At 61.9% G+C, this 25,215-nt stretch carries 25 protein-coding genes; 13 read left to right on the plus strand and 12 right to left on the minus strand.

Features of this window, described 5'->3' with window-relative positions; genetic code table 11:
• Positions 1 to 5 precede the first annotated feature (5 nt).
• Positions 6 to 233 (minus strand): hypothetical protein, encoded by a 228-nt coding sequence (locus Q363_RS12205; protein ID WP_020713518.1) that lies wholly within the window; start codon positions 231 to 233, stop codon positions 6 to 8.
• A gap of 177 nt (positions 234 to 410) precedes the next feature.
• On the minus strand, positions 411 to 1,970 hold the full coding sequence (locus Q363_RS12210; RefSeq protein ID WP_245632179.1) for a S10 family peptidase: 1,560 nt from the start codon (positions 1,968 to 1,970) through the stop codon (positions 411 to 413).
• Between the two features lie 243 nt (positions 1,971 to 2,213).
• Between Q363_RS12210 and Q363_RS12215 the strand changes: the two genes are divergently transcribed.
• Genes Q363_RS12215 through Q363_RS12225 form a run of 3 tightly spaced genes read left to right on the plus strand, consistent with a single transcriptional unit; the run spans position 2,214 to position 6,216 of the window.
• The gene (locus Q363_RS12215; RefSeq protein WP_084080280.1) at positions 2,214 to 2,978 is read left to right on the plus strand and encodes a 2Fe-2S iron-sulfur cluster-binding protein; all 765 of its coding nucleotides are present in this window, start codon (positions 2,214 to 2,216) and stop codon (positions 2,976 to 2,978) included.
• Positions 2,975 to 3,991, plus strand: coding sequence for an FAD binding domain-containing protein (locus Q363_RS12220; protein WP_035350446.1), 1,017 nt, complete (start codon positions 2,975 to 2,977; stop codon positions 3,989 to 3,991). The genes Q363_RS12215 and Q363_RS12220 overlap by 4 nt, the downstream gene beginning before the upstream one ends.
• Positions 3,988 to 6,216, plus strand: a complete 2,229-nt coding sequence (locus tag Q363_RS12225) for a xanthine dehydrogenase family protein molybdopterin-binding subunit (RefSeq protein WP_035350448.1) — start codon at positions 3,988 to 3,990, stop codon at positions 6,214 to 6,216. The genes Q363_RS12220 and Q363_RS12225 overlap by 4 nt, the downstream gene beginning before the upstream one ends.
• Before the next feature lie 138 nt (positions 6,217 to 6,354).
• Here Q363_RS12225 and Q363_RS12230 read toward each other — a convergent pair whose 3' ends face one another.
• On the minus strand, positions 6,355 to 6,804 hold the full coding sequence (locus Q363_RS12230; protein ID WP_035350449.1) for a rhodanese-like domain-containing protein: 450 nt from the start codon (positions 6,802 to 6,804) through the stop codon (positions 6,355 to 6,357).
• Positions 6,805 to 7,026: 222 nt separating this feature from the next.
• Here Q363_RS12230 and Q363_RS12235 point away from each other — a divergent pair, with 222 nt between their 5' ends.
• Both Q363_RS12235 and Q363_RS12240 read left to right on the plus strand, forming a co-directional pair.
• Complete coding sequence (locus Q363_RS12235; RefSeq protein WP_035350450.1) at positions 7,027 to 9,504, plus strand: RecQ family ATP-dependent DNA helicase; 2,478 nt, start codon at positions 7,027 to 7,029, stop codon at positions 9,502 to 9,504.
• Between the two features lie 55 nt (positions 9,505 to 9,559).
• Positions 9,560 to 10,066, plus strand: a complete 507-nt coding sequence (locus Q363_RS12240; RefSeq protein ID WP_035350452.1) for a PaaI family thioesterase — start codon at positions 9,560 to 9,562, stop codon at positions 10,064 to 10,066.
• Here the strand turns inward: Q363_RS12240 and Q363_RS12245 are convergent.
• A complete protein-coding gene (locus Q363_RS12245) occupies positions 10,063 to 10,785 on the minus strand; it encodes a glycosyltransferase (protein ID WP_084080282.1) in 723 nt (240 codons plus the stop codon). The two genes, Q363_RS12240 and Q363_RS12245, sit on opposite strands and share 4 nt — an antisense overlap.
• 231 nt (positions 10,786 to 11,016) lie before the next feature.
• On the opposite strand from Q363_RS12245, the gene pdxS reads away from it, so the two are divergent.
• On the plus strand, positions 11,017 to 11,970 hold the full coding sequence (pdxS, locus tag Q363_RS12250) for a pyridoxal 5'-phosphate synthase lyase subunit PdxS (protein WP_035350453.1): 954 nt from the start codon (positions 11,017 to 11,019) through the stop codon (positions 11,968 to 11,970).
• Between the two features lie 17 nt (positions 11,971 to 11,987).
• On the opposite strand, the gene Q363_RS12255 is transcribed toward pdxS, so the two are convergent.
• From Q363_RS12255 to Q363_RS12265, 4 genes are all read right to left on the minus strand, one after another.
• Complete coding sequence (locus Q363_RS12255) at positions 11,988 to 13,571, minus strand: sensor histidine kinase (RefSeq protein WP_051978694.1); 1,584 nt, start codon at positions 13,569 to 13,571, stop codon at positions 11,988 to 11,990.
• Between the two features lie 308 nt (positions 13,572 to 13,879).
• Complete coding sequence (locus Q363_RS44015) at positions 13,880 to 14,053, minus strand: hypothetical protein (RefSeq protein WP_245632185.1); 174 nt, start codon at positions 14,051 to 14,053, stop codon at positions 13,880 to 13,882.
• Positions 14,002 to 14,349: a transposase gene (locus tag Q363_RS12260; RefSeq protein WP_051978695.1), complete on the minus strand. Its 348-nt coding sequence runs from the start codon at positions 14,347 to 14,349 to the stop codon at positions 14,002 to 14,004. Before Q363_RS12260 ends, Q363_RS44015 begins: the two co-directional genes overlap by 52 nt.
• A 238-nt stretch (positions 14,350 to 14,587) precedes the next feature.
• Positions 14,588 to 15,667: a twin-arginine translocation signal domain-containing protein gene (locus Q363_RS12265; RefSeq protein ID WP_035350454.1), complete on the minus strand. Its 1,080-nt coding sequence runs from the start codon at positions 15,665 to 15,667 to the stop codon at positions 14,588 to 14,590.
• Between the two features lie 206 nt (positions 15,668 to 15,873).
• Between Q363_RS12265 and Q363_RS12270 the strand changes: the two genes are divergently transcribed.
• On the plus strand, positions 15,874 to 16,605 hold the full coding sequence (locus tag Q363_RS12270; RefSeq protein WP_035350455.1) for an SDR family NAD(P)-dependent oxidoreductase: 732 nt from the start codon (positions 15,874 to 15,876) through the stop codon (positions 16,603 to 16,605).
• Between the two features lie 380 nt (positions 16,606 to 16,985).
• Positions 16,986 to 17,600, plus strand: coding sequence for a pyridoxal 5'-phosphate synthase glutaminase subunit PdxT (pdxT, locus tag Q363_RS12275; RefSeq protein ID WP_035350456.1), 615 nt, complete (start codon positions 16,986 to 16,988; stop codon positions 17,598 to 17,600).
• Here pdxT and Q363_RS12280 read toward each other — a convergent pair.
• Positions 17,597 to 17,962, minus strand: a complete 366-nt coding sequence (locus Q363_RS12280) for a hypothetical protein (protein ID WP_035350457.1) — start codon at positions 17,960 to 17,962, stop codon at positions 17,597 to 17,599. The genes pdxT and Q363_RS12280 overlap by 4 nt on opposite strands.
• Positions 17,944 to 18,495, minus strand: coding sequence for an RNA polymerase sigma factor (locus tag Q363_RS12285; RefSeq protein WP_035350542.1), 552 nt, complete (start codon positions 18,493 to 18,495; stop codon positions 17,944 to 17,946). Before Q363_RS12285 ends, Q363_RS12280 begins: the two co-directional genes overlap by 19 nt.
• A 103-nt stretch (positions 18,496 to 18,598) precedes the next feature.
• On the opposite strand from Q363_RS12285, the gene Q363_RS12290 reads away from it, so the two are divergent.
• The gene (locus Q363_RS12290; protein ID WP_035350458.1) at positions 18,599 to 19,039 is read left to right on the plus strand and encodes a DUF6249 domain-containing protein; all 441 of its coding nucleotides are present in this window, start codon (positions 18,599 to 18,601) and stop codon (positions 19,037 to 19,039) included.
• A 1-nt stretch (position 19,040) separates the two neighbouring features.
• On the opposite strand, the gene Q363_RS12295 is transcribed toward Q363_RS12290, so the two are convergent.
• Complete coding sequence (locus Q363_RS12295; protein ID WP_035350460.1) at positions 19,041 to 19,784, minus strand: SDR family NAD(P)-dependent oxidoreductase; 744 nt, start codon at positions 19,782 to 19,784, stop codon at positions 19,041 to 19,043.
• 7 nt (positions 19,785 to 19,791) lie between these two features.
• Positions 19,792 to 20,346 (minus strand): Ig-like domain-containing protein, encoded by a 555-nt coding sequence (locus Q363_RS12300; protein WP_035350461.1) that lies wholly within the window; start codon positions 20,344 to 20,346, stop codon positions 19,792 to 19,794.
• Between the two features lie 339 nt (positions 20,347 to 20,685).
• Here Q363_RS12300 and Q363_RS12305 point away from each other — a divergent pair, with 339 nt between their 5' ends.
• The 4 genes from Q363_RS12305 to Q363_RS12320 all read left to right on the plus strand — a co-directional run bounded on the left by Q363_RS12305 (position 20,686) and on the right by Q363_RS12320 (position 25,077).
• Complete coding sequence (locus Q363_RS12305; RefSeq protein ID WP_035350462.1) at positions 20,686 to 20,979, plus strand: co-chaperone GroES; 294 nt, start codon at positions 20,686 to 20,688, stop codon at positions 20,977 to 20,979.
• A 168-nt stretch (positions 20,980 to 21,147) separates the two neighbouring features.
• Positions 21,148 to 22,818 carry a chaperonin GroEL gene (groL, locus tag Q363_RS12310; RefSeq protein WP_035350463.1) on the plus strand — a complete coding sequence of 557 codons (1,671 nt, stop codon included), beginning with the start codon at positions 21,148 to 21,150 and terminating at the stop codon, positions 22,816 to 22,818.
• Between the two features lie 137 nt (positions 22,819 to 22,955).
• Positions 22,956 to 23,561: a transcriptional repressor LexA gene (gene lexA / locus Q363_RS12315; protein WP_035350464.1), complete on the plus strand. Its 606-nt coding sequence runs from the start codon at positions 22,956 to 22,958 to the stop codon at positions 23,559 to 23,561.
• Positions 23,562 to 23,862: 301 nt separating this feature from the next.
• Positions 23,863 to 25,077 carry an efflux RND transporter periplasmic adaptor subunit gene (locus Q363_RS12320; protein ID WP_051978696.1) on the plus strand — a complete coding sequence of 405 codons (1,215 nt, stop codon included), beginning with the start codon at positions 23,863 to 23,865 and terminating at the stop codon, positions 25,075 to 25,077.
• Positions 25,078 to 25,215: the final 138 nt, after the last annotated feature.

Here is a 25,215-nt window from a genome sequence, read left to right on the forward strand (position 1 = left end):
TTGCACTACAGGGTCGACTCGATCTCGAATCCCCAGGCCTCCAGCAGCGCCTCCGGGATATACTTCGAGTTCTTGTTCCGGCGAGCCCACTCGCGGAGCCTGGTCGACCGGATGTACTGGTCCGGCGTCAACTTAAACTCCTTCACGACCTGCTCAAACGATGTTACCGTTGGGACGACCGGGCCGATCGGCTCCGGCTTACCCCAATTCGGGTTTCCACGACGCTTTGCCATATGCTGTTAGTACCTCTTCGTTTTGTATTACTTGGAGCGCTTTACAGGACCTTGGGAGAGAAGGACCACGCGTAACATTCTAAGCCATTTAGACCTTTAAATTCAAGTCCTTTTGACAGGCGAAGACGCGCCGAAACCGTCCGAAAAGACGGCCCCTCCGCAACCCCTTCACCTGCCTCAGTTGTGCAGTGCCGACGCGTAGAACCTCGCCATATCCCTCTTCATCTGTTTCAGCGCTTCCACGTTCAGATAGACCATGTGACCCGCCGGATAGTAACCATACTCCACATTACCCACCAGCTTCTCCGGAAGGCTCATGTGGTTCAGGTCGTACTCCGTGGCAAAGAACGGAGTCGCCAGGTCGAAGTATCCATTGGCTGAAAACACTCGCAGCCTCGGGTTTTTCCGGATCGTATCCGCCAGGTCCACCGCCGTGTCGGGATTCGACTGCTCCCCTCGCCCGCCGCTCCCCGCCGACTTGTGCTTGAAGTCCCAGGTCTGATTCACGCCCGGCCCCGACGTGTAGTACGGCTCCTGACTCATATACTTCAGCTCACGCTGAATGTAATCGTGAAACGCCCCCACGTAAGTACCAGCAATCCCCGTGTCCGACGGATCCGACCCCGGCGACTCTCCCGCGGCATCGAAGTCCCAGCCCATAAACCGTGCGTCGTAGCGCCCCAGCGTACGGTCGTCATCCCGCAGCAACTCCTTGCGGAACCGCGAGGCCGACACCCGCAGCTTCGCCTCCTTCACGTACTCCACCTTCAGGCCCGTCAGCGCCGCGACCTGTGCCGCAATCGCATCGAACTGCGCCTGCGGCAGCCGGTCGCCTTGCTGCAATGCCTGCGCGTACGGTCCGCGCGCAAACTCTCGCGCCTGCTCGACCCACTCGGCCATCGTACCCGTCGCCTTTACCTTCTTGTAGTAGTACCCAATCGCAGCGAACGAGGGCAGATATCCCACAGCCTCCGTGTCATAGCCCGGATTCCGAACGTTGTAGTTCAATATCGACGACAGCAGCACCACGCCGTTGAACGAGACGCCATCGCCCTGCAGCGCGGACACCAACCCCGCCGACCGCGTCGTCCCATACGACTCCCCAAACAGAAATTTTGGAGAGTTCCACCTCTGGTTCGCCGTAATGTAGCGCTCAATAAACTTCCGGAACGCCGCAATGTCCTGATCGGTTCCGGCGAAGTCCTTCACCGTTCCCTTGCCCACCGCTCGCGAAAAGCCGCACAGCGGAGCGTCGATAAACACCAGGTCGCTCTTGTCCAGAAGGCTGTACTCGTTCGTCACCAGGTTGAACGGCGCCGGAACCGAGGCCTCCGGACTCTGCGTGATCACGCGCACTGGCCCGAACGACCCCATGTGCAGCCAGATCGTCGCCGCTCCCGGCCCGCCGTTGTAAAAGAAGGTCACCGGCCGCGACTTCGCATCCGCTCCATCCTGGGTATACGCCACGTAGAAGATGCTGGCATTCGGCTTATCCTGCTCGTCCCGAATCAGCAGGTTGCCCGCCGTCGCCGTGTAGTGAATCACCTGCCCGCCCAGCGTCAGGTCGTGCTTCGTCACCGAAGAGGACTCCGGCGGAACCGGAATCCCGGCGTCTGCCTTCGCCTGCTCCTTCTCCTCCGGCCCCTTGGCCTGCCCCTCAGGAGTCTGTGCCCCCGCCGTCACTGCCATCGCCAAAACTATCGCCGCCGCTGGGCGCAATCTCGTCCAAACGTTCAAGTCATACTCCTGGGATTTTGTTTTCTGAGCTGATGGGACCAGTCAGGCCGCCACGCCGTCGCTGCAACTATCATACTGTCAGCTTCGTCTTTGTCATCACGGACTTCTATCCGCGGATCGGCAGTTTTTCACCATGCGAAACGCGAACCCTATCTACAAAAATCTTAGTGGTCAACCACTTAGCTGCGGAGCTATGATCTGTCTGACCGAGATCTGCCTGACCGAACCCCTTCGAGGACGCCCATGAGTACTCTCCTCTCCGAAACCTCCGGTACCAAAGAGCTTCAGCAGCAGGACAATCTGCATCAGAGCCACGCCCCCTGCGAAGCCCCGCCCGACGCCCCCTCCCCCGACACCCTCTCCGACCTCGAGTTCTCCCGCCGGACCTTCGTAAAGACCGCCGGCATCCTCTCGGCCGGCGTCGCCTCTGGCCTGCCCCGCGTCGCCGCCGCCGAAAAGGCCCGCGTCGCCGCCGCCACCGCGCCCCAAACCATCTCGCTCGCCCTCAAGATCAACGGCAAGCAGCACGCCCTCACCGTCGACACCCGCACCACCCTGCTCGACGCCCTGCGCGAGTATCTCTCGCTCACCGGCACCAAGAAGGGCTGCGACCACGGCCAGTGCGGAGCCTGCACCGTGCTCGTCGACGGCCGCCGCGTTAACTCCTGTCTCACCCTCGCCGCCGTCGCCCAGGGCTCAGAGATCACCACCATTGAAGGCCTCGCCCACGGCGACGAACTCCACCCCGTCCAGGCCGCCTTCCTCGAGCACGACGGCTTCCAGTGCGGCTACTGCACCCCCGGCCAGATCTGCTCCGCCGTCGCCCTCCTCGAGGAGTGCCGCCGCGGCGACCTGAGCCAGGTCTCCTTCCAGACCGGTCAGACCACCAGCCCGCAGCTCAGCGACAACGAGATCCGCGAGCGCATGAGCGGCAACATCTGCCGCTGCGCCGCCTACCCCAACATCATCGCCGCGGTTCGCGCCGCGGCCCAGGGAGCACGCTCATGAACCCCTTTCACTACCAGCGAGCCACCGCCCCCGAAGAGGCAATCCACGTCGTCGCCGCCACCCGCGGAGCCAAGTTCCTCGGCGGAGGAACCAACCTCATCGACCTGATGAAGTATGACGTCGAGCACCCCACTACGCTCGTCGACATCAACCACCTCAGCTTCACCCAGATCACCTCCGCCTCGGACGGCACCACCACTGTCGGAGCTGGAGTCCGCAACAGCGACCTCGCCAATCACCAGACCATCCGCACGAACTATCCATTGCTCTCTCAAGCCATCCTCTCCGGAGCCTCCGCGCAGCTCCGCAACATGGCCACTACCGGAGGCAATCTTCTCCAGCGAACCCGCTGCTACTACTTCAACGACACCGCCTACACCGAGTGCAACAAGCGCAACCCCGGCTCCGGCTGCTCCGCCCTCAAAGGCTTCAACCGCATCCACGCCATCCTCGGGACAAGCGCCGACGGCGATTCGGATACCGCCAATTGCATTGCCACAAATCCCTCAGACATGAACGTCGCCCTCGCCGCCCTCAACGCCACCGTCCATGTCCAGGGCCCCAAGGGCAAGCGCTCCATTGCGCTGCGCGACTTCCACCTTCTCCCCGGCACCACGCCGCACATCGAGACCGCCCTCAAGCCCGACGAACTAATCACTTCCGTCGAGCTTCCCCCCTCCCGATTCGCGAAGCACTCCTGCTACCTCAAGGTCCGCGACCGCCAAAGCTACGCCTTCGCACTCGTCTCCGTAGCCGCCGGCCTCGAGCTCGATGGCTCCACCATCCAGTCCGCAGGCCTCGCCCTCGGAGGCGTCGCACCCAAGCCCTGGCGCTCCGCCGAAGCCGAGAAGGCCCTCGTCGGCGCACCCGCGACCGTCGAGACCTTCCACAAGGCCGCCGACCTCGCCGTCGCCGGCGCGAAGACCTACCAGTACAACGCCTTCAAAGTCGAGCTCGCAAAGACGAGCATCGTGCGCGCCCTCACCCTCGCCGCACAAGGAGTACAGGCATGATCAACCTCGACGAAGAGACCAAGCAGAACGCCAAGCAGCTCGACCACCGCTATGACGGCCGCCTCAAGGTCACAGGCGCCGCCAAGTACGCCGCCGAGTTTCCCGTCAAGGACGTCGTCCACGGCTACATCGTCCAGAGCACCATCCCCTCCGGCACCGTCGCCTCCATCGACGACGCCGCAGCCAGGCACGCATCCGGCGTCCTCGCCGTCATGACGCCTTTTAGCGCTCCCAAGGTCACGCCCAATAACAACGTCAACGTCCTTCAGGACAACCGCGTCCTCTACAACGGCCAGCCCATCGCCGTCGTCGTCGCGCGCTCGCTACCCGAAGCCATCCACGCAGCCACGCTGTTGCGCGTCAACTACAACCCCACTCCCGCGCGCCTTGACTTCGACGCCCTCATCTCCGAGTCGCGCCCGCCCAAGCGCAACGGCGTAGCCTGGGAGCCCGGAACCAGTCCCCTGCCTCCCGGAGCCAACCGCCGCGGCGACGTCGACGCCGCCTTCGCCAAGGCCGCCGTCACCGTCGACCAGATCTACACCACTCCCATCCAGAACCACAACCCCATGGAGCCGCACGCCACTATTGCCTCGTGGGAGAACGGAAAGCTCAGCGTCTACGACTCCACCCAGGGCATCACCGGCGAGCGCCAGAACCTAGCCCACGCCTTCGGCCTCCAGCCCAACGACGTCCACGTCGAATGTCCCTTCGTCGGTGGCGGGTTTGGCTGCAAGGGCTCCGTCTGGTCGCACGTCCTGCTCGCCGCCATGGCCGCCAAAGTCGTCCAGCGCCCCGTCAAGATCGCCATCACCCGCGAGCAGATGTTCGGCCCCGTCGGCTCCCGCCCCAACACGCGCCAGCACATCAAGCTGGGCGCAGATGCCACCGGCAAGCTCCTCGCCACCCAGCACGACGTCACCCTCTACGCCTCCATGTTCGCCGACTTCGTCGAGGGCTCCGCCAACCAGACCAACATGCTCTACGCGAGTGAGACCCTCTCCACCAATCACCGCCTCGTCGAGATGAACCTCGGCATGGGAACCTTCCAGCGCGCCCCCGGCGAGGCCACCGGAACCCTCGCCTTCGAGGTCGCGCTCGACGAACTGGCCGAGAAGCTCAACATGGACCCCATCCAGCTACGCCTCGCCAACTACGCCGAAGAAGATCCCGGCAAGAAGCTCCCCTGGTCCAGCAAGCACCTCCGCGAGTGCTATGCCGACGCCGCCGAGCGCTTCAACTGGGCTCGCCGCAAGCCCACTCCCGGACAGGTCCGCGAAGGCAATAAGCTCATCGGCTTCGGCATGGCCACCGCCACCTACGGGGCGAATCGCTCCAACTCCACCGCCATCGTCCGGATCCTTCCCAGCGGCCGCGTCTACGTCGGTTGCGGAACCCAGGACCTCGGCACAGGAACCTACACCATCATGGCGCAGGCGGCCGCCATGGCCCTCGGCGTCGATCCATCACTCGTCGACGTTGAACTCGGCGACTCCACCCTGCCTCGCTCCGGAGGCTCCGGTGGCTCGCAAACCGCCGCCTCCGTCTGCCCCGCCGTCTACCAGGCCGCGCTCGACGTCAAGCAGAAGCTCATCAACCTCGCCTGCAACGACTCCGCTTCGCCGCTGCACCTCGCCAACACCGAATCCGTCTCGACCCGCGACGGCGTCCTCTTTACCAAATCCTTCCCCACGAAATCCGAGCCCTTCGCCGCACTCCTCTCCCGCAGCGGCACTCCCATCGAAGCCACCGCCACCGCCGAGCCCGCCAAGGACCGCAGCACCTTCAGCTCCCACTCCTGGGGAGCCGTCTTCGCCGAGGTCGCCGTCGACGCCGACACCCGCACGGTGCAGGTCCGCCGCGTCGTCGGAACCTACGACATCGGAACCCTGATGAACAGGAAGACCGGCATCAATCAACTCCAGGGCGGCATCGCCTGGGGAATTGGCTTCGCCCTCCACGAAGAGGCGCACATCGATCCCACCCACGGCCTCACCGTCAACCGCAACATCGCCGAGTACCACGTCCCCGTCAACGCCGACGTAGGCGAGATCGACGTCGCCTGCCTCAACATCCCCGACTACCGCTTCTCCCCGCTCGGCGCCCGCGGCATCGGCGAGATCGGCATCACCGGAGCCGCCGCCGCCGTCGCCAACGCCGTCTACAACGCAACCGGCAAACGCGTCCGCGACTTCCCCATCACCATCGACAAGCTCATGGCCTAAGCCGCCAAAATTTAGCGCCGCCAGGAAATTCATGGCGGCGCGAATACTTTATCGCGAATACTTTATTGGGACGTCATTCTGAGCGCAGCTCAGTAGTTCGCCGGTGCCGACGACGCTGTCCCGATAGGAAAAGACTCTTCAAACCGTATCCAGCCGGAACGAGTCCATATACCGCTCCACGGCGTACCCCTTCGCCTTCCAGGCCGCCAGCCCGCCATGCAGCAGCTTGATCCGCGTGTACTGAAGATTCTTCGCCCGCCGCAGAATCTCCCAGCTCGTCTTCTCGCCCGGGCACGTGCAGTAGATCACCACATCCTGCTCCTTCGGAATCACCGCCGGATTCTTCAGCACCTCTTTCGGCGCGATCCTCTTCGCCCCCGGAATTATCTCCGAGTAAGCCAGAACATCCAGCGGCTGACGTACATCGAAGACCATCACCTTCGGCTCCGGCTCCAGCAGCTCATGCAGTTCATCCGGCTCGATGCAGTGCTGGAACAGCTCGCGCCGCTTCTTCACGACCCAAACCCTCCACGCCACAAACAGGAGGACGCCAAGCGCAACGACCGCCCATATCGAAATCAGTAGCATATCGAGCTCCTCATCGACTCACGCCTATTCAGATTCTCCACAAGGCAGAATGATTCGCCAGAATGTAACGTCATATCCGGCATCCTAGCCTACACCGGCGGCCAACCGCCAGCATCCCTCGCACAATCCCTTCCACGCACGCGCAACGTACCTCAGCTTGTTCCGCGCCATCCCATCAAACTCTATTCCAGGCAAACAATATGCGAAGATCACCCAAGGCCTATGGAATCATCTTCCCTCTCCGATCTCCTCCACAGGACCTTCGGCTTCCCCGCCTTCCGCGCCAATCAGGAGGCCGTCTGCCGCGCCGCCACCGACGGCCGCGACGTCCTGCTCGTCATGCCCACCGGAGCCGGAAAATCCCTCTGCTATCAGCTTCCCGCCATCGCCCGCGGCGGCACCGCGCTCGTCATCTCCCCGCTCATCGCCCTCATGGACGACCAGGCCGCCAAGCTCTCCGCCATCGGCCTCCGCGTCGCCCGCATCCATTCCGGCCTCTCGCGCGACGAGGCCCGCCAAGCCTGCCGCGACTACCTCGACGGAACACTGCAATTCCTCTTCATCGCCCCCGAGCGCATGCGCGTCCCCGGCTTCCCCCAGATGCTCGCCAAGCGCAAGCCCGCGCTAATCGCCATCGACGAGGCGCACTGCATCTCGCAATGGGGCCACGACTTTCGCCCCGACTATCGCACCCTCGGCGATCACCTTCCATCCCTGCGCCCCGCGCCCGTCATCGCCCTCACCGCCACCGCAACCCCCACTGTCCAAAAAGACATCGCCACCCAACTCCGCCTCGACTCACCCGCGCTCTTTATCCACGGCTTCCGCCGCCACAACCTCGCCATCGAGGTCGTCGAGATGTCGAAGCCGCGCCGCAACCAGTTCGCGATCGACCTCCTCAAGTCCGCCGAGTCCCGCCCCGCCATCGTCTACGCCCCCTCGCGCAAAGCAGCCGAAGAGCTCGCCTCGCAACTCGGTCGCGGAGCCGCCGCCTATCACGCCGGCCTCGACCCCGCCACACGCGAGCGCGTCCAGCGCCACTTCCTCTCCGGATCGCTCGAGGTCGTCGTCGCCACCATCGCCTTCGGCATGGGCATCGACAAGGCCAACGTCCGCACCGTCATCCACATCGCGCTCCCCGGCTCTGTCGAGGCCTACTACCAGGAGATCGGCCGCGCCGGACGCGACGGCCTCCCCTCGCGCACCGTGCTCCTCCACTCCTTCGCCGACCGCAAGATGCACGACTTCTTCCTCGAACGCGACTACCCCGCCCCCACCGAGCTAGCCCGCCTCGCCCGCGTCCTCACGCAAGATTTTCAAGAACCCGAGATCCTCCGCGAACATCTCCGCATGGACGTCGAGACCTTCGACCGCACCGCCGAAAAGCTCGTAGCCCAGGGCGCCGCCGCCTTCGACATCGCCGGTAATCTCCGCGCCACCGAGAACCAATCCTGGCAGTCCGGCTACGACCGCCAGCTAGCCTTCCGCCGCTCCCAGATCGACCAGATGGCCCGCTTCGCCGAGACCCCGCAGTGCCGCATGACCGCTCTCATCCAGCACTTCGGCGACACCGCCGACGGCCTCCGTCCCTGCGGCCACTGCGACTTCTGCTCCCCCGAGCGGGCCACCGCCCAGACCTTCCGCCAGCCCACGCAACAAGAGGACCGCCACCTCCGCGCCATCCTTCGCACCCTTGACGGTGCGTCCCCACGCGCCACCGGCAAGCTCCACACCGACCTTGCCCTCGGCATCGACCGCAAGACCTTCGACACCTACCTCAACGCCCTAACCCGCGCCGGACTCCTCACCCTCACCACCGACACCTTCACCAACTCCGAGGGCAACGTCATCAACTTCAAACGAGCCGCCCTCACCCACGAAGGCCGCAACCGCGACGAAAGCGAAGACCTCACAGTCCTCCTACCCAACGAAGACCAAACATCAGGCGCGACGAAGACCCGCAGCAAGCAAGCCAACAACTCTCGTTGCAGCCGCAGCTCCTCCGAAGTGTCATCTCGACCGGAGGCCCGTAGGGCCGCAGCAGAGAGACCCGCTTCTCTACCACTGACGTCCGAACAACAAGCCCTAGAACAACGCCTCCGCACATGGCGCAAAGCCGAAGCCGCAAAAACCGGCAAACCAGCCTTCATCGTCTTCAGCGACGCCGTCCTCAACAACATCGTTCAAGCCCACCCCACCACCCTCGCCGAACTGCAACGCATCTCCGGAATAGGCCCCGAAAAATCCGACCGCTACGGCGCCGCGGTCATCGCCATCTGCCGAGGCGAAGAGATCACCGATTTCTCGAATCACGCCTCCCCATCGAAGCCATCATCTCGACCGAAGCGCGAAGCACGCAGTGGAGTGACCCCTGTATTTCGCCGAACCGGCCACGGAACTCAACAAGTAGACGAAATCTCCGAACACCACATCAAACCAGCTACCGCACAGAGCCCACAGCCCGCTGCACCCACACTAACCCCCGACCAACAACTCCTGGACACTCGCCTCCGCGCTTGGCGAGCCACCGAAGCCGAGCGTCTCGGCCTCCCTCAATTCTTCGTCCTCGGAACCTCCACCCTCCGCAGCATCGCCATCGAGCGCCCCCGCACCCTCACCGAACTCAAGATGATCGACGGCGTCTCCCTGGAAAAAGCCGAAAAGTTCGGCCCCAGCATCCTCGAGATCTGCACCGAGTAGCACCGACTGAATCACTATTCACTTGTGCCCTCGCCGTGTGCTACCGTCGCAATCAATGGCCACGCCCGACACAACCCGCCACACTCCCGCCTCCATGAACGGAACCACCCCCACCATCGACGAGCGCGCCAGCCACTGCTTCGGCTGCGGTCCCGCCAACCCCCAGGGCCTCCACCTCATCTTCACAACCGACACCAGCGATCCCGCCAACCCCATCGCGACCTGCCACTTCCAACTCGATCGCCTCCACGAAGGCCCGCCCGGCCACATCCACGGCGGCATCGTCGCCACGCTGCTAGACGAGGCCATGAGCAAGCTCAACCGCCCCCTCAACGTCCTCGCCATGACCCGCCACATGGAGGTCGACTACCTCCGCCCCGTCCCGCTCTACCAGCCCCTCACCCTCACCAGCCGCCACCTCAGCCGCGAGGGCCGCAAGCTCTTCCACCAGGCCGAAATCCAATCCCCCGAAGGCCAGGTCCTCGCCCGCGCCAAAGGCCTCTTCATCATCATCGACAAAGCTATGCTCGCCGCCGCAGGCTTCACCGGCCCCGAAGACTAAACCTCCGACTCCTCCCAGTACCCCTGGTCCCGCAGAAAGTACTTATCGTTCCAGCTATGCAGCATCGTCTTGAAGAACATCCAGACCATGCGCCCATGCCCCAGCTTTTGAAATCTGCGGTTCGTCGTCAGCACCTTCCCCCGCACAATCCGGAACCGCGTCCGCGCCACACCCTTTGACAGCAGATAGTCTTCCGCAAACAGCGCGCGCTCGTTGAACCCACCCAGCGCCCAGAACGCCTCGCGATCAAACAGCATGAACATCCCCGTCGCAAACGGCTTCAGCACCGACCCCACCCGCTGCATGAAGTTGTTCCCCATATAAAGCGCATCGTCGAAGAAGCTCCCCTCCCGGCACGCGATATTCGTCGTCACCAGGTGCAGTCGTCTCCTCCGCATCCTCCACAGCGCCCGCCGCAGCAGCGTCGGCTCCGGCAACTCCACGTCCGCGTCCAGAAACAGCACATAAGGAGTCGTCGCCAGCCGCGCGCCCGCATTCCGCCCCACCGAAGGCAGCCCGCCCTCGATCACCTCCACGCGCAATCGGTCTTGGAAGCTCAGCGCCACCTCCACCGTCCCGTCCGTCGAGCCAGCGTCCGCCACGATCACCCGTGTCTCCGACATCCCCTCGAAGTCCTGCCTGGCCAGCGAGCCCAGCAGCCTCGGCAGCATCTCCGACTCATTCTTCGCCGGAATCACAATCGTCAGCTCAGCGCCCATCACCCCTCCAGGCGATGTGCGCACACCGCCACTTACGCAAATCCTCCGCCCGACCCCCCGCTGCGCGCTTCAATTGAATTTGAATTTTCTGCAAATAACTCTGGGCGCTCCCAGCTGATTAACAAAAACTCAGCTCTTCATCTCCCGCTAACAAAGCTGCTAAACTTTAACCTTTCGCGGCAAACGCCCTCGCAATCTAACTACGTACCGCGGCTCGCAAGGAGAACTCTCATGTCTGACCACACCTCAAACGGCAATCTCGGATCCACCTCCCTCCGCCTCAAGACCGGCCTGGCCGAGATGCTCAAAGGTGGAGTCATCATGGACGTCATGAACGTCGAGCAGGCGCGCATCGCCGAAGAGGCCGGCGCCACCTCCGTCATGGCCCTCGAGCGTGTCCCCGCCATGATCCGCGCCGAAGGCGGCGTCGCCCGCATGGCCAATCCAAAGCTCATCAAGCAGATCATCGGAGCCGTCTCCATCCCCGTCATGGCCAAGGCCCGCATCGGCCACTTCGCCGAGGCCCAGATCCTCCAGGAGCTCGGCGTCGACTTCATCGACGAGTCCGAGGTCCTCACCCCCGCCGACGAGACCTTCCACATCGACAAGCACGCCTTCACCACGCCCTTCGTCTGCGGAGCCCGCAACCTCGGCGAAGCCTGCCGCCGCATCGCCGAAGGCGCAGCCATGATCCGCACCAAGGGCGAGGCCGGAACCGGCGACGTCGTCCACGCCGTCCAGCACATGCGCCAGATCGTCCGCGAGATGCGCGCCCTCACCGTCCTCGACGACGCCGAGCTCTACAACGCCGCCAAGGTCCACCAGGCACCCTACGAGATCATCCGCATGGTCGCCCAGGCCGGCAAGCTCCCCGTCCCCAACTTCTCCGCCGGCGGAATCGCCACCCCCGCCGACGCCGCCCTCATGATGCAGCTCGGCGCCGAGGCCGTCTTCGTCGGCTCCGGAATCTTCATGAAGGAGCGCGCCACTCCTCTCGACGTCGAAAACAACCCCAAGGAACGCGAAGAAGCCGTCTCCCGCGCCAAGGCCATCGTCACCGCCACCACCCACTTCAACGACCCCAAGATCGTCGCCGATGCCTCCGAGCAGGTCATCGGGACCATGAAAGGGCTCGCCGCCGCCGCCCTCGAAGAGTCCGAACTCCTCCAGACCCGCGGCTGGTAGCATCCGCAAAAGTCGAGTTAGGGCGTGTTCGGTTCAAGCAAACGTTGAAAGTCCAATCGATCGGGACTCAAGAAGGATAAAGGTAAAACTACGCAGAACGTTGCGCCGCCACCCGGGTTATTCTCAGCCCATATGCGGCCACCATGGGCCTCGACGATTGAGCGCGATACTGCCAAACCGATCCCCATACCCTTTTCCTTCGTAGTCAAGAAAGGTTCGAAAATCCTTTCCGGATCATCGACTCCCGGCCCGTTGTCGATCACTTGTATCAGCACCTCGTTCTGATCTGTTACGGCTGCCCGAACCTTAGCAAGCGAAGTGAGTCTGCTATCCTCCATTGCTTCGATAGCGTTCGAGATTAAATTGATGAATACCTGTTGGATCTGTATCGGATCTACAGAGACGTTGGGGAGATTCTCATCAAAGTCTCTGTCAATTGGGATTTCACGCTTGTTTGGATCCTCCTGAACGAGGCGAACGGCCTCAGCCATGATTTCAGGGATACTTGCTTCCGTCTTATCAAAGGACTCCTGTTTGAAGAGCGCTCGAATGTGTTGCATAGCCTCATCGGCTGCACGAGCATCTCTCAATATTCGATCAATCGAGGTGTTTGTTTGCACCAGATTTGGCGGATTCGCTGCCAGCCAGCGCTTTGCAGCCTGAGCATTTAAAAACACGGCCATAAGCGGCTGGTTGAGCTCGTGAGCGATCGAGGCTGAGAGCTCAGCTACGGTGGCTATCCTTGACGCCCTGCTCAGCTTGATGCGGGTATCGCGAAGATGGTCCTCAGCCCGTTTCCGGTCGTCGATATCGAAGAGAACCCCGTACCACTTAATGATATTTCCCTCGTCGTCGCGCAGAGGGAAATTGCGACTCAAGAACCATCGGTAGGTTCCATCTGCGCGTCTAAGGCGTATCTCCTGATCCGAGGAAGTTCCGGTGGTCAATGCGGCCTGAAGACTGGCCGTCGAGCGATCACGGTCGTCGGGATGTACTGCACTCGCCCAGCCCGAGCCCTGCTTCCAGCCCGAGCACAGCCCCTGTTCTCTGGAAAGCCCGGTGTAATCCGCCCAACTTTGGCTGATGAAATCGACCGATCCGTCAGGCAAAGCGGTCCCCACGATGGCGGGTATCGTCTCAACGATGGTCCGAAGCTCCCTCTCGCTTTGCTGGATTCTCTCCTCTGCCCGCTTTACCTTCGTTATAGCGGCGCGCTTTCGCTTATCGACATCGACACTCGATCCATACCACTTGATAATTTCTCGATGTTCGTCACGCATCGCGAGTTTGTGGTGCACCATCCAGCGATATTCCCCATCAGCCCGCCGCACTCGCGCTACTCCCTCAAAGCACTCTCCCGTGGCGATCGACTCCCGCCACTTCTGTACGAAAGCTTCGACATCTTCTGGATGAATAAAGGAAGTCCATTCCCATCCCAACAGCTTCTCGATCGGTTGTCCGAAAAAGTCGATCCACGTCTGATTCAAGAAATCGAGGTAGCCATCCGGTCGGGCTGTGTGGATAAGCGCAGGAGTCGAATCGACAATTCGTCGAAGCCTCAGGCTCTCATCATCGGCCGAATTGTTCCCGCCGGCTCCCATGATCCAACCGTACAACACCTAGAAATCCGTTTTCCATCACATCTATATGTAGTATTCACCGCCGATTTTGACTCGATACTTGACCACAGCCCCGGGCTGACGTGCGGCACCAATATCTACGCCGAATTTCCTTGCTGGCCACCTAAGGTTGTTACGTGAAGTCTGGCACCCTTTCACAACTAATATCTAAAGGGTTCTGATGGGACTGGGTGGCCCACATCTGACCGAAGTGCCACAATCGGGTGCCCCATATCTGGCGGCCTTATCGCCAGATGTGGGCCATCGCGCGCAGCGCGATCCATCTTCCGTCAAAGTCTTGTTATCTGCACCGGGCCAGGTTCATCGAGAAGGTAGTGCCGGTAACTGGACCACCTCCACTCCTCAGGCTGCTCGACCAACCCTCGCGCGACCGGGTCGCGGTGCATGTACTTCAGCTTCTCCACCCGCTTGTCATGGGTAAAGACATTGAAGTCGTAATACACCTCTGCCAGAACGGCCTTGCATCAAGGCGTCTTGAGACAGAAATCTTGAGGGCCTGGAGAGCCTTCGAGCGAGGAATCTCCTCATCGGGCGGCTCGCTGACGAGAAGATGAACGTGCTCGGGCATCACAACATAGCCCAGCACCTCAAAGAGGTAGTGGCGGCGTATGAGTTCAAGAGAGTCTAGGAAGATGTCTTTCGCATCTGACGTCGCGAGGTAAGCTTGCCGGCGATAACAACTGAAGGTGATACATTGGTCGTCGCCCTCAAGTTGAAAACGCCTGAGACCCAATGGCATGGATGGATTCTATCTCGCAACAAAGCCGAAGAAGCGGATCGCACCTCCGCGCGATTGGCCCACATCTGGCGATAAGACCCGCCAGATATGGGGCACCCGACTCCTGGCGCTTCGATCAGATGTGGGCCACCCAGTCCACGTACCCGAAACTAGCATCAGGAAAACGGGGCTCTGAGCCGCTGGAAAATCTTCTTCCGGTAGCTCAGAGCCCCTCAGGTCACGGAGGGCTAATGTCACGCTAAGGCAAGCGCCGCGCGGCATCGGCCTGCTCAGCAAGCTGCCCCAGAGTCGCAAAAAAATCCTTCGACTGACCACTAAACAACCCGCTGGCAGTCAGGCTCTGCACGGCTGCCTGAGCACCCGCAAATTGATCCGTCAGCGGACGAATCACAGCGCACTTCGGCAGATTGGCGTTGATAAACTCGCAGGGGATCGGGAAGATCAGGTTCGTCTGCAGCTGCGGATTTGGCGGATCGTTGAAGTCAGGGAACGTCAAACCCTGATCCGTAATCGGTGGCCCCTGCACAGCGTTGCCCGCAAAATCCACCCACTCCAGAAAGTGCGCTATCTCACTTCCGCCAATGCCCAGCGTAATTTCGAGCGCCTGGGCACCTGTCACCTTCTGGCTCAACGCCGCGTACAAGCTCGTGCCACCCTGCTCGATCGAGCCGAAGTGAAACGCCGCGATATCTGCAATCGCCTGAATGTGCGTCGGATTGTCGAAGTCGGCATCTGTCACTGGAATCGCCGATCGATTCGTTATGTTCAGTGCCTGAGGAAACGTCGCACCAAGGTCCGGGTTGGTCGTGCTGCGATACCGCGTGTACCAACTCGTATCCACAGTCAGATGCATCAGGTTTGTCAGACGCCCAATGTTCTGCGCGCCCGTCGCCTTGCTGCCTTGCAGCGTTCGAAACGCATCCAGATTAACCGGCGACTCTCCCTTGGAAGCAAGGTACGCGTTCAAAAAATCGGCGTGACTGACCTCATCCAAAGTATTGCTCGTGATGTATTGTGGTCCATCGCCATCCAGATTCATGAAGGCATTCTGGTAAGCATTGGGCGTACCGTTTGCGACACCGCCCAACTCGGCATACTGGCCCCACAGATCGGCCTCGACCAACTCGGCTGCAGCCAGGAATCGAAGAATGGCCGCATCTCCACGATCCAGATTGCGATCGAACCCCTCCCCTAAAGCCGCTTTGCTATTGCTCAACATCCCGGCACCCATTGCAACGGCACCACCAGTCACCAATCCACCTTTCATAAAAGAGCGGCGATTGAGTGAACTCAACGTAGGACTGCTCTGCTTCTTCATGCGTCTGGTTACCTTTCCAGCGACCCAGGCACGGCTCGCTGGAAAGACACTACCCTTCGCGTGTAAGGGAGCTTGTCACTGGGTCATCAAACTCTGGTCCTTTTTCTGTCTCGCAGTTTGAGTTGCCTGCTCTGCGTCTTTTTATTGAAAAAATAAAATCCATCTTTGGTCAAAGTCTCATACGATTCGGCCGAAAAGGAAACATCATGGGAAAACTCGACGGAAAAGTAGCGGTCATCACCGCGGCAACCAGCGGAATGGCCCTCGCAACCGGAAAGCTCTTCGTCGAAGAGGGAGCCTACGTCTTCATCACCGGACGCAACCAGCAGAAGCTCGATGAGGCCGTCAAGTCCATCGGCCGCAACGTGACCGGCGTCCAGGGCGACGCCTCCAATCTGGCCGACCTCGACCGCCTCTTCGATCAGGTCAAAAAAGAGAAGGGCCGCATCGACATCCTCTTCGCCAGCGCCGGATACGGCGACGCCGCTCCCATCGGAGCCGTCACCGAGGAGCAATTCGACACCACCTTCAACACCAACGTCCGCGGAACCCTCTTCACGGTCCAGAAGGCCCTGCCCCTCATGCCCGACGAGTCGTCCATCATCCTCAACGGCTCCATAGCCGGCATCAAGGGCTTCCCCGCCTTCTGCGTTTACAACGCCAGCAAGGCTGCCGTCCGCTCCTTCGCGCGAACCTGGCTCGTCGACCTCAAGGACCGCAGGATCCGCGTCAACGTCCTCAGCCCCGGCCCCATCGAGACCGGCGTCTGGGACCACATCCCCAAGGAAGCCAAGGAACAGTTCATTCGCATGGTTCCCCGCGGCACCATTGGCCAGCCCGAGGAGATCGCCACCGCCGCCCTCTTCCTCGCCTCCAGCGACTCCGGCTTCGTCAACGGCATCGAACTCTTCGTCGACGGCGGCACCGCCCAGATCTAACCTCACCTCTGACTCGTAACTCATCAAAGCCGGGTGCCCCACGTCTCGATTCTGAGACGTGGGTTCATTCGAGCGAAGCTCGAACCTCGTAATCAAGGGCTCAGCTTCAGCCACAGCAAACCGTCTCCTATCAACAAGAAGCAGCCACCATCGCTGTTTTACCCCGAAAAATCTCTTGTCAAGCCCCAATCTCCCCTAAGTCAATGACCCCAAAATACTTGTGCAGTGCCGATTAATTCCCCTCCATTCTCTATACTGGAAATAGAGACACCAGAGACCGCACCCCAATAGCCCCAAAGCTGCGCCACGTGACTGGCGAAGTACCAGACTAAGTGCAATCTTTGGAAGACTTTGCACAAAAAGGTACGGGAGGGGGACATATGACCACAGGCGCCGCACCGGACGAACAGCCACAACTCACCATCGGAGTCCTCGCCCTCCAGGGAGCCTACCAGGCCCACGACCTCACCCTCTGCAAGCTCGGAGCCCACACCCGCCTCGTCCGCCTCCCCACCGATCTCGAAGGCATCGACGGCCTCGTCATGCCCGGCGGCGAGTCCACCACCATGCTCAAGTTCCTCGAGCAGCGCGGCTTCTTCGACCTCCTCAAGGACTTCGTCCACAAGACCCCGACCTTCGGAACCTGCGCTGGTGTCATCCTCCTCGCCACCGACGTCACCAACCCCGTCCAGAGATCCCTCGGTGCCCTCGACGTCACCGTCGAGCGCAACTCCTACGGCCGCCAGATCGACTCCACCATCCTCAACGCCGACTCCAAACTCCCCGGCGGCCCGCTCGAGATGATCTTCATCCGCGCCCCCCGCATCACCCGCACCGGCCCCGCCGTCGAAACCCTCGCCACCCGCGACTCCGACCCCGTCCTCGTCCGCCAGGATCACCTCCTCGCCGCCACCTTCCACCCCGAGCTAGGCCACGACCTCCGCGTCCACCAGCTCTTCCTCGACCTGGTCCGCGAACACAAGCGAAAGAGCTAGCTCGCCCTCCACCTCCGCACCGCCAGCCAGATCGCAATCGCAAGAAACTGACCATACAGCGTCCATTCCACCGCAGCCCCAATCGTCGAGCGCTCCGCCCCTCGCACCGCAACCAACACCAGCATCACCAACAGCACCGCCAGCGACCACCACATCACCTTCCGCCCATAGTGAGTCGTCCTCACCGCCACCAGACGCCGCGCCGGAAGCTTCGCTGCAACGCGCTCCGCAAAATCCGCAGGAATCGAGCTCGACAAATCCGGCGCCCGCTCCAGCGCCGCAACAATCCGATCCTCAAACGCCCGCTCCTCCTCGCGAGCCAGCGCCGCCATCTCCTCCGGACTCATCTCTTCACCGCGCATACAGCTCTCCCTTCGCTGGCCTGCAATCTCTCCCGCAGCTTCTTCCTTCCGCGATGCAGATGCGTCCGAATCGTTCCGATCGGCATATTCAGCGCCGCCGCAATCTGCTCATAGCTCCGCTCCTCCTGGTGGTAAAGAACGAGCACCGTTCGCTCCACGCTGCTCAACTCCTGCAACTGCTCCTCCACCCGCAGCCGGAACTCGCGCTCCTCCATCTGCTGCTCCGCATTGCGCTCCGGATGCTCCAGCCGCTCCTCCCACGCACTCGTCTCGTCCGACATCGAGACCAGCGGCCGATCCGCCCTCTTCCGCCGCTTCCACTCGTTCTGAGCGACGTTCACCGCAATCCGATAGAGATACGTCGTCACTAGCGATTCACCGCGAAAGTTCGGCAGCGCCCGATACAACCGCAGAAAGACCTCCTGAGCCAGATCGTCGAGATGCTCCCTGCTCCCCGTCAGCCGATAAAGCGTGCGAAAGACCATCGCCTGATTCTCCCGCACCACCTGCTCGAAGCTGAGATCGGCACTCACAGGAAGCGTTAGACCTCCGCGCATCGCCAAAGTTTCAGCACAACGAGTGAAACTTAACCGCAACCGTATTGTCTAACGCTGGCAGAAAAGGGAGGTCCAGCACATGGAAATCTTTCACAGCCCGCTCATCGTTCCCCTGGGAGCGTTCGTCGTCGCCATCGTCGCCATCATCGCCGGTATCTGGTCCGATGCCCACACCAAGCGCATCCGCGCCGATCAGCGCATGGCCATGCTCGCCCGCGGAATGTCCGTCGACGACATCGAAAAGGTTCTCGGCAAAGCCCATGAAGAAGAGCGCCCGCCCAAAGATCCGCTGCGCAGTCTCAACAACGCCCGCCGAGCCGGCATCGTTCTCGTCTCCTCGGGAATTGGTCTCATGCTCTTCTTCATCACGCTCTGTGTGATCCTGCACGAGCGCAACGTCCTCGCCGGAGCCGCCGTCGGCCTCATCCCTCTGGCCATCGGCATCGGGTTCTTCGTCGACTACAACCTGCAGAAGCGCGAGCTATCGCGCTTCGGCATGGAGATCGACCCGACGCGCTGACCTAAAGCCCCAGCCCGCCATCCACCGTCAGAAGCTGCCCCGTAATAAACTCCGGCGCTGTCGCAAAGAACACCACCGCCGCAGCCACGTCCTCCGCGGTCCCGTTCCGCTGCATCGGGGTTTTGCGCGCGAAGTGCTCGTAGGCCTCTTCGATCTCACCCTGAACGATCATGCCCGGCGCCACGCAGTTCACGCTGATCTCCGGAGCCCACGCCTTCGCCATCGTCTCCGACAGCATATGCAGCGCCGCCTTCGACGTGCAGTAGTGGCCGTGCGTCGCCCACGGATGCGTCCCGCCCAGCGACCCGATGTTTACGATCCTCCCCTGCACCGCCCGCAGATGTGGAACCGCAGCCCGCGCCACCAGAAACGGCGCACGCGTGTTCGTGGCAAACATCCGGTCCCACTGCGCAACCGTAATCTCCTCGAGCACTACCGACTCAAACACCCCGGCGTTGTTCACCACCAGATCAAGCCTGCCAAACTGTTCGACGACCTCAGCCACCGTCGCATCAATGCTCTCCGGGTCGCCAAGATCGCACCGAACCGCCAGCGCATCCACATCAAACGCGGCCAGATCGCGAACCGTCTGCTCCGCCTCGACCTGTGAGCCGAGATACGTGATGGCGACGTCGGCGCCGTGCTCCGCAAGCATCAGTGCGATCGCGCGGCCAATGCGTTTGGCCGCGCCGGTGACGAGCGCAGTCTTACCCGCAAGCGGCTTCGCCGAGAGAGGATTCATCATGAGGTCGCTACTGCTTAGGAGCAGTAGAGGTCGTCCCCTGTGACGGCGGAGCAGCGTTCGGCGTAGTCGAATTCGTTGACTTCGGCCTTGCGGGTTCCTGGACCCCCGCCTTGCGGCTGGATTCCTTGCCTGTGTTGTCTGTATACGAGGACGCCTGCTCCTGCGGCCGCAGCATCGCAATCGCAATCTCGCGTGTGGGCTCGTCCACCTGGAAGTCCTCGGCGTACGTTGCAAAGCCGTTGGCGATCACCTGCACCCGCACCAGCGATCCCGTCGGGATGATATCGATCGTAGCCTTCCCATCAGGGCCCGTCTTCACCTCGAGGTTTCCGATGTCCTTGCCGTCTTTGAACGGATTGAAGATCACGGCCGCGTTCATAATCGGCTTGCCGTTCGCCTTCTTGGTCACCTGCACGGTGATCTTCGAGGTCTCCGGAGGTGGCTTGTATTTCCTTCCCCGCTTCATCGGCGAGTCCTGCGCGAGCAGGCTTGAGGCGGCTACCAGTGCGGTGACACAGATAAGGGCGATACGGGACCAGTATGAGAAGCGGCGAGACAACATAGTGGCATTCATTCTACGACGTTGAGCGCAGCATTTGCTCCCCCATCTCCCCTCGAGCGTCGGGTTGCGTGGGTTTCACTCATATTTCATCTTGAACGAGTTGACATCCGCCCGCCCCCTCCCCTATCGTTAGCAATCGGAAGCCTAGAGTGCTAACCGGCTGTAAGGCCCCGCAAGAAGAGTCTGGCTCAGACAGGCTCCCCGTGGGAGGCAGCGGGTAGCGTTTCCAATAGTTTGCATCGTGCCGCAGGACGAGACTTTGCCCTGGGAGCCCGATGCGCGTTTCAACCCGGGCGGTGCTTCCGTTCGGCAAAACAAAGTAACAAGGAGAGCTAAGCAATGGCAAAGACATTTACACCGCTGCACGATCGCATCCTGGTCCGTCGCGTGGAAGAGGGCGAGAGCATTCGTGGCGGCATCATCATTCCCGACTCCGCCAAGGAGAAGCCACAGCAGGGGCAAGTCATCTCCGTCGGCAAGGGCAAGTCGAACGACGAAGGCAAGGTTTTCCCGCTCGACGTCAAGGCAGGCGACCAGATCCTCTTCGGCAAGTACTCCGGAACCGAGATCAAGCTCGACGGCGAAGAGCTACTGATCATGCGCGAAGAAGAAGTCCTCGGCATCGTCAAGTAGTCCTTCGCGGACGGCGAAGAGCGGCACCGCCGCGTTCTAACCCCTCCGCAACCTTCAGCGTTAAGCACACGGTTTTAGCCGTGTGAATCAGCCGATTCACCGACGGGGCTTTAGCCCCTGAGGTCAATATTCAACGCAGCCGCCCAATGCGGTGCGAGGAGAAGAAAAATGGCAAAACAGATTCTGCATGGAGAAGATTCGCGTCAGGCGATCCTGCGTGGCGTCAACACGCTCGCCGATGCGGTGAAGGTGACGCTCGGTCCGAAGGGCCGCAATGTCGTCATCGAGAAGAAGTTCGGCTCCCCCACCATCACCAAGGACGGCGTCACCGTCGCCAAGGAGATCGAACTCGGCAACAGCCTCGAGAACATGGGCGCACAGATGGTCCGCGAAGTTGCTTCAAAGACCTCCGACGTCGCCGGCGACGGCACCACCACCGCGACCGTTTTGGCGCAGGCCATCTACCGCGAGGGCGTCAAGACCGTTGCCGCCGGCGCGAACCCGATGGCTCTCAAGCGCGGCATCGACAAGGCCGTTGAGGCCATCGTCGGCAAGCGCGACGAGAACGGCGCAGCCGTGGGCGGCGCTCTCAGCAAGCTTTCGAAGCCGGTCTCCGGCGACATGATTGCCCAGGTCGGAACCATCTCCGCCAACTCCGACGAGCAGATCGGAACCATCATCGCCGAGGCCATGAAGAAGGTCGGCAAGGACGGCGTCATCACCGTCGAAGAGTCCCGCACCATGGAGACTCAGCTTGAGGTCGTCGAGGGCATGCAGTTCGATCGCGGCTACCTCTCGCCCTACTTCGTCACCGACGCCGAGCGCATGGAAGCCGCTCTCGAGAACCCTTACATCCTCATCTACGAGAAGAAGATCTCCTCGATGAAGGACCTGCTCCCCCTGCTTGAGCAGATCGCCCGCACCGCCAAGCCCCTCATCATCATCGCCGAGGACGTCGACGGTGAGGCGCTCGCCACGCTCGTCGTCAACAAGCTGCGCGGAACCCTGAACGTCGCTGCCGTCAAGGCTCCCGGCTTCGGAGACCGCCGCAAGGCCATGCTTCAGGACATCGCCATCCTCACCGGTGGCAAGGCGATCACCGAAGACCTCGGCATCAAGCTCGAGGGCGTCAAGATCGAGGACCTCGGCACCGCCAAGCGCGTCACCATCGACAAGGACAACACCACCCTCGTTGACGGCGGCGGCAAGGCTGGTGACATCGAGGGCCGCGTGAAGGAGATTCGCGCTCAGATCGACAAGACCACCTCCGACTACGACCGCGAGAAGCTGCAGGAGCGCCTCGCCAAGCTGGTCGGCGGCGTCGCCGTCATCAAGGTCGGTGCAGCCACCGAGACCGAGATGAAGGAGAAGAAGGCTCGTGTCGAGGACGCGATGCACGCAACCCGCGCTGCAGTCGAGGAAGGCATCGTCCCCGGCGGCGGAGTCGCGCTGGTTCGCACCGCATCGGCCGTCGACGACATCCTCAAGTCGCTCGATGGCGATGAGAAGATCGGCGCCGCCATCATCCGTCGCGCGCTCGAGGAGCCGCTGCGCATGATCGTCCTGAATACCGGCGCAGAGGGTGCGGTTGTCATCGGCAAGATCCTTGAGTCGAAGGATCAGAACTTCGGCTACAACGCCGCAACCGGCGTCTACGAGGACCTGGTCAAGGCCGGCGTCATCGACCCGACCAAGGTCACGCGCACCGCACTCCAGAACGCCGCCTCCATCGCTGGCCTCATGCTCACCACCGAGGCCATGATCTCCGAGATCCCGGAGAAGAAGGAAGCCCCCGCCGGCGGCGGCCACAACCACGGCGGCATGGACGGCATGTACTAAACCGTCAGCCTCTAAACGAAGGCCTCCGGAGACTTCCGGGGGCCTTCGTCGTTTTCGCGACGAAACGGATTCGCGGACCACAGGCCACGCATCAAGAAAGCTATTGCAATTCGCCTTTTATTCGCTACAATCTCCGCATGGCTATTACGCGACGGCAAAAAGAGGTCCTCGACTTTCTCTCCGGCTTCACCCAGAAGAACGGATACTCCCCTTCGTATGAGGAGATCGCCAGCGGCCTGGGCCTCAGCTCGCTCGCCACCGTGCACAAGCACATCACCAATCTGCAGAACAAGGGGCTGCTGCAGCGCGCGCACAACCGCAGCCGCTCCATCGACGTCCTACCCGCCCGCGGCTCCCGCCGCGGCTCCGACCGCCTCCCTCTGCTCGGCCGCATCGCCGCCGGCAAGCCCGTTGAGGCCATCGAGACCGCCGAGAGCATCTCCCTCGGCGACATCATCGGCAACCGCGAGGTCTTCGCCCTTGAGGTCCGCGGCGACTCCATGCGCGACGAGCACATCGTCTCCGGCGACTACGTCCTGGTCGAGCGCACCCGCACCGCCCGTGAGGGAGAGATCATCGTCGCCCTCGTCGACGGCTCCGACGCCACCCTCAAGCGCTTCTACCGCGAGGGCAACATGATCCGCCTACAGCCCTCCAACACCGAGATGGCCCCCATCTTCGCCCCCGCAGCCAGCGTCACCATCCAGGGCAAGGTCCTCGGAGTCCTCCGCAAGTACGCCTGAGCCTCCCCCGCACACCGAACCAGCGAAAACACTCTCATGACACTTTTCCGCCATCATCTGCCGCGGCGGTTGCCAGCTACAATATCTTTATCTTTCGAACCAGAGGCTAAAGCCCAGTTCCTTTGCGATCATTGGCTGTCCTGCTGTCCCTTCTCTCCCATACCCCTCACTCCTCGTCTAAAGTACGATTCACTCTGAAACTTTTCGCCGGTCCAGGGAACCGTTGCGCCTCTCGCTGCGTAACCACATCCGGGACATGGACCTATTTCTTTCCGAACCGCAGCAGCACTCTGCAGGAGCTATGACCTTGGCCACACAGCGAAACAAGAAGCGCAGACTCTGGATCTGGGGCACCGTCATCGCCCTCGTCATCGCCGCCATCCTCGGCATCGCGGCCGCCGCCCGCGGCAACAGCGCCAAGCTTGAGCCCTCCCAGCTTGCCAAGGTCGAAAAGGGCGACATCGCCCGCTCCGTCGTCGCCACCGGCAAGGTTCAGCCCATCACCAAGGTCGAGGCCAAATCCAAGGCCTCCGGTATCGTCACCAAGCTCTACGTCGACATCAACCAGCAGGTGAAGCAGGGTCAGGTCCTCGCCCAGCTCGACCAGATCGAGATTCTCGCCCAGGTCAACGCGCAGAAGGCTCAGCTCGCCGCCGCCGAGTCCAACGCCCGCGCCGCCCAGGCCGCCATCCAGTACGACAAGGTCAACGCCGAGGCGCCCGACCTGCCCATGTTCAAGAACACCTACGAGCGCGCCCTCTCCATGTCCAAAGACGGAGTCGTCTCCCAGCAGGCCCTCGACGACGCCCAGCAGAAGTACCTCGCCGCCGCCAACACCCGCGACAAGGCCGTCGCCCAGATCGCCGTCGACACCTCCAAGCTCCACCAGGCGCAGGCCCAGGTCCAGCAGTCCGAGGCCTCCCTCAAGCAGCTTGAGGAGCAGCTCTCCTACACCACCATCACTTCCCCCATGGACGGCGTCATCCTCTCCCGCGACGTCGAGCTAGGCGACGCCGTCTCCTCCATCCTCGTCATGGGCTCCACCGCCACCCTCGTCATGACCATCGGCGACACCACACAGGTGTACGTCCAGGGCAAGGTCGACGAGTCCGATATCGGCAAGGTCTACATGGGCCAGCCAGCCCGTATCAAGGTCGAATCCTTCAAGGACAAGACCTTCCTCGGCAAGGTCACTAAGATCGCCCCCCTTGGCGTCGAGAAGGACAACGTCACCACCTTTGAGGTTCGCGTCTCCATCGACAACCCCGGCGGCGAGCTCAAGGCCAACATGACCGCCAACGCCGAGATCCTCCTCGAGGAGCACAAAGGCGTCTTCACCGTACCCGAGCAATCCGTCATCTACGACAAGGACCGCAACGCCTCCGTCGAGGTCCCCGACTCCAGCCAGAAGAAGGGTCGCCGCAAGGTCTCCATCAAGGCCGGAATCTCCAACGGAACCCGCACCGAAGTCCTCTCCGGACTCAACGCCGGCGACACCGTCATCCTCCAGCAGTAGGCTGAATCGCATCAGCAGCCAGTCAGATCTGTCACGGACGGGTAGGTCCGGGCTTTAGCCCGGACATTCAGGCCCCCATTAAAAGTTTGTCATCCCGACCGGAGCGCGCAGCGCGGAGTGGAGGGACCTGCTTCTCTA

It is taken from the genome of Edaphobacter aggregans DSM 19364 (assembly GCF_000745965.1).
GTDB lineage: Bacteria > Acidobacteriota > Terriglobia > Terriglobales > Acidobacteriaceae > Edaphobacter > Edaphobacter aggregans.

Excerpts from the sequence above, each read along its gene's own strand:
- Q363_RS12205 (WP_020713518.1), bottom strand. The coding sequence starts at position 233 with ATGGCAAAGCGTCGTGGAAACCCGAATTGGGGTAAGCCGGAGCCGATC.
- Q363_RS12215 (WP_084080280.1), top strand. The coding sequence starts at position 2,214 with ATGAGTACTCTCCTCTCCGAAACCTCCGGTACCAAAGAGCTTCAGCAG.
- Q363_RS12220 (WP_035350446.1), top strand. The coding sequence starts at position 2,975 with ATGAACCCCTTTCACTACCAGCGAGCCACCGCCCCCGAAGAGGCAATC.
- Q363_RS12225 (WP_035350448.1), top strand. The coding sequence starts at position 3,988 with ATGATCAACCTCGACGAAGAGACCAAGCAGAACGCCAAGCAGCTCGAC.
- Q363_RS12230 (WP_035350449.1), bottom strand. The coding sequence starts at position 6,804 with ATGCTACTGATTTCGATATGGGCGGTCGTTGCGCTTGGCGTCCTCCTG.
- Q363_RS12235 (WP_035350450.1), top strand. The coding sequence starts at position 7,027 with ATGGAATCATCTTCCCTCTCCGATCTCCTCCACAGGACCTTCGGCTTC.
- Q363_RS12240 (WP_035350452.1), top strand. The coding sequence starts at position 9,560 with ATGGCCACGCCCGACACAACCCGCCACACTCCCGCCTCCATGAACGGA.
- Q363_RS12245 (WP_084080282.1), bottom strand. The coding sequence starts at position 10,785 with ATGGGCGCTGAGCTGACGATTGTGATTCCGGCGAAGAATGAGTCGGAG.
- pdxS (WP_035350453.1), top strand. The coding sequence starts at position 11,017 with ATGTCTGACCACACCTCAAACGGCAATCTCGGATCCACCTCCCTCCGC.
- Q363_RS12255 (WP_051978694.1), bottom strand. The coding sequence starts at position 13,571 with ATGGGAGCCGGCGGGAACAATTCGGCCGATGATGAGAGCCTGAGGCTT.
- Q363_RS12260 (WP_051978695.1), bottom strand. The coding sequence starts at position 14,349 with ATGCCATTGGGTCTCAGGCGTTTTCAACTTGAGGGCGACGACCAATGT.
- Q363_RS12265 (WP_035350454.1), bottom strand. The coding sequence starts at position 15,667 with ATGAAGAAGCAGAGCAGTCCTACGTTGAGTTCACTCAATCGCCGCTCT.
- Q363_RS12270 (WP_035350455.1), top strand. The coding sequence starts at position 15,874 with ATGGGAAAACTCGACGGAAAAGTAGCGGTCATCACCGCGGCAACCAGC.
- pdxT (WP_035350456.1), top strand. The coding sequence starts at position 16,986 with ATGACCACAGGCGCCGCACCGGACGAACAGCCACAACTCACCATCGGA.
- Q363_RS12280 (WP_035350457.1), bottom strand. The coding sequence starts at position 17,962 with ATGCGCGGTGAAGAGATGAGTCCGGAGGAGATGGCGGCGCTGGCTCGC.
- Q363_RS12290 (WP_035350458.1), top strand. The coding sequence starts at position 18,599 with ATGGAAATCTTTCACAGCCCGCTCATCGTTCCCCTGGGAGCGTTCGTC.
- Q363_RS12295 (WP_035350460.1), bottom strand. The coding sequence starts at position 19,784 with ATGATGAATCCTCTCTCGGCGAAGCCGCTTGCGGGTAAGACTGCGCTC.
- Q363_RS12300 (WP_035350461.1), bottom strand. The coding sequence starts at position 20,346 with ATGTTGTCTCGCCGCTTCTCATACTGGTCCCGTATCGCCCTTATCTGT.
- Q363_RS12305 (WP_035350462.1), top strand. The coding sequence starts at position 20,686 with ATGGCAAAGACATTTACACCGCTGCACGATCGCATCCTGGTCCGTCGC.
- groL (WP_035350463.1), top strand. The coding sequence starts at position 21,148 with ATGGCAAAACAGATTCTGCATGGAGAAGATTCGCGTCAGGCGATCCTG.
- lexA (WP_035350464.1), top strand. The coding sequence starts at position 22,956 with ATGGCTATTACGCGACGGCAAAAAGAGGTCCTCGACTTTCTCTCCGGC.
- Q363_RS12320 (WP_051978696.1), top strand. The coding sequence starts at position 23,863 with ATGACCTTGGCCACACAGCGAAACAAGAAGCGCAGACTCTGGATCTGG.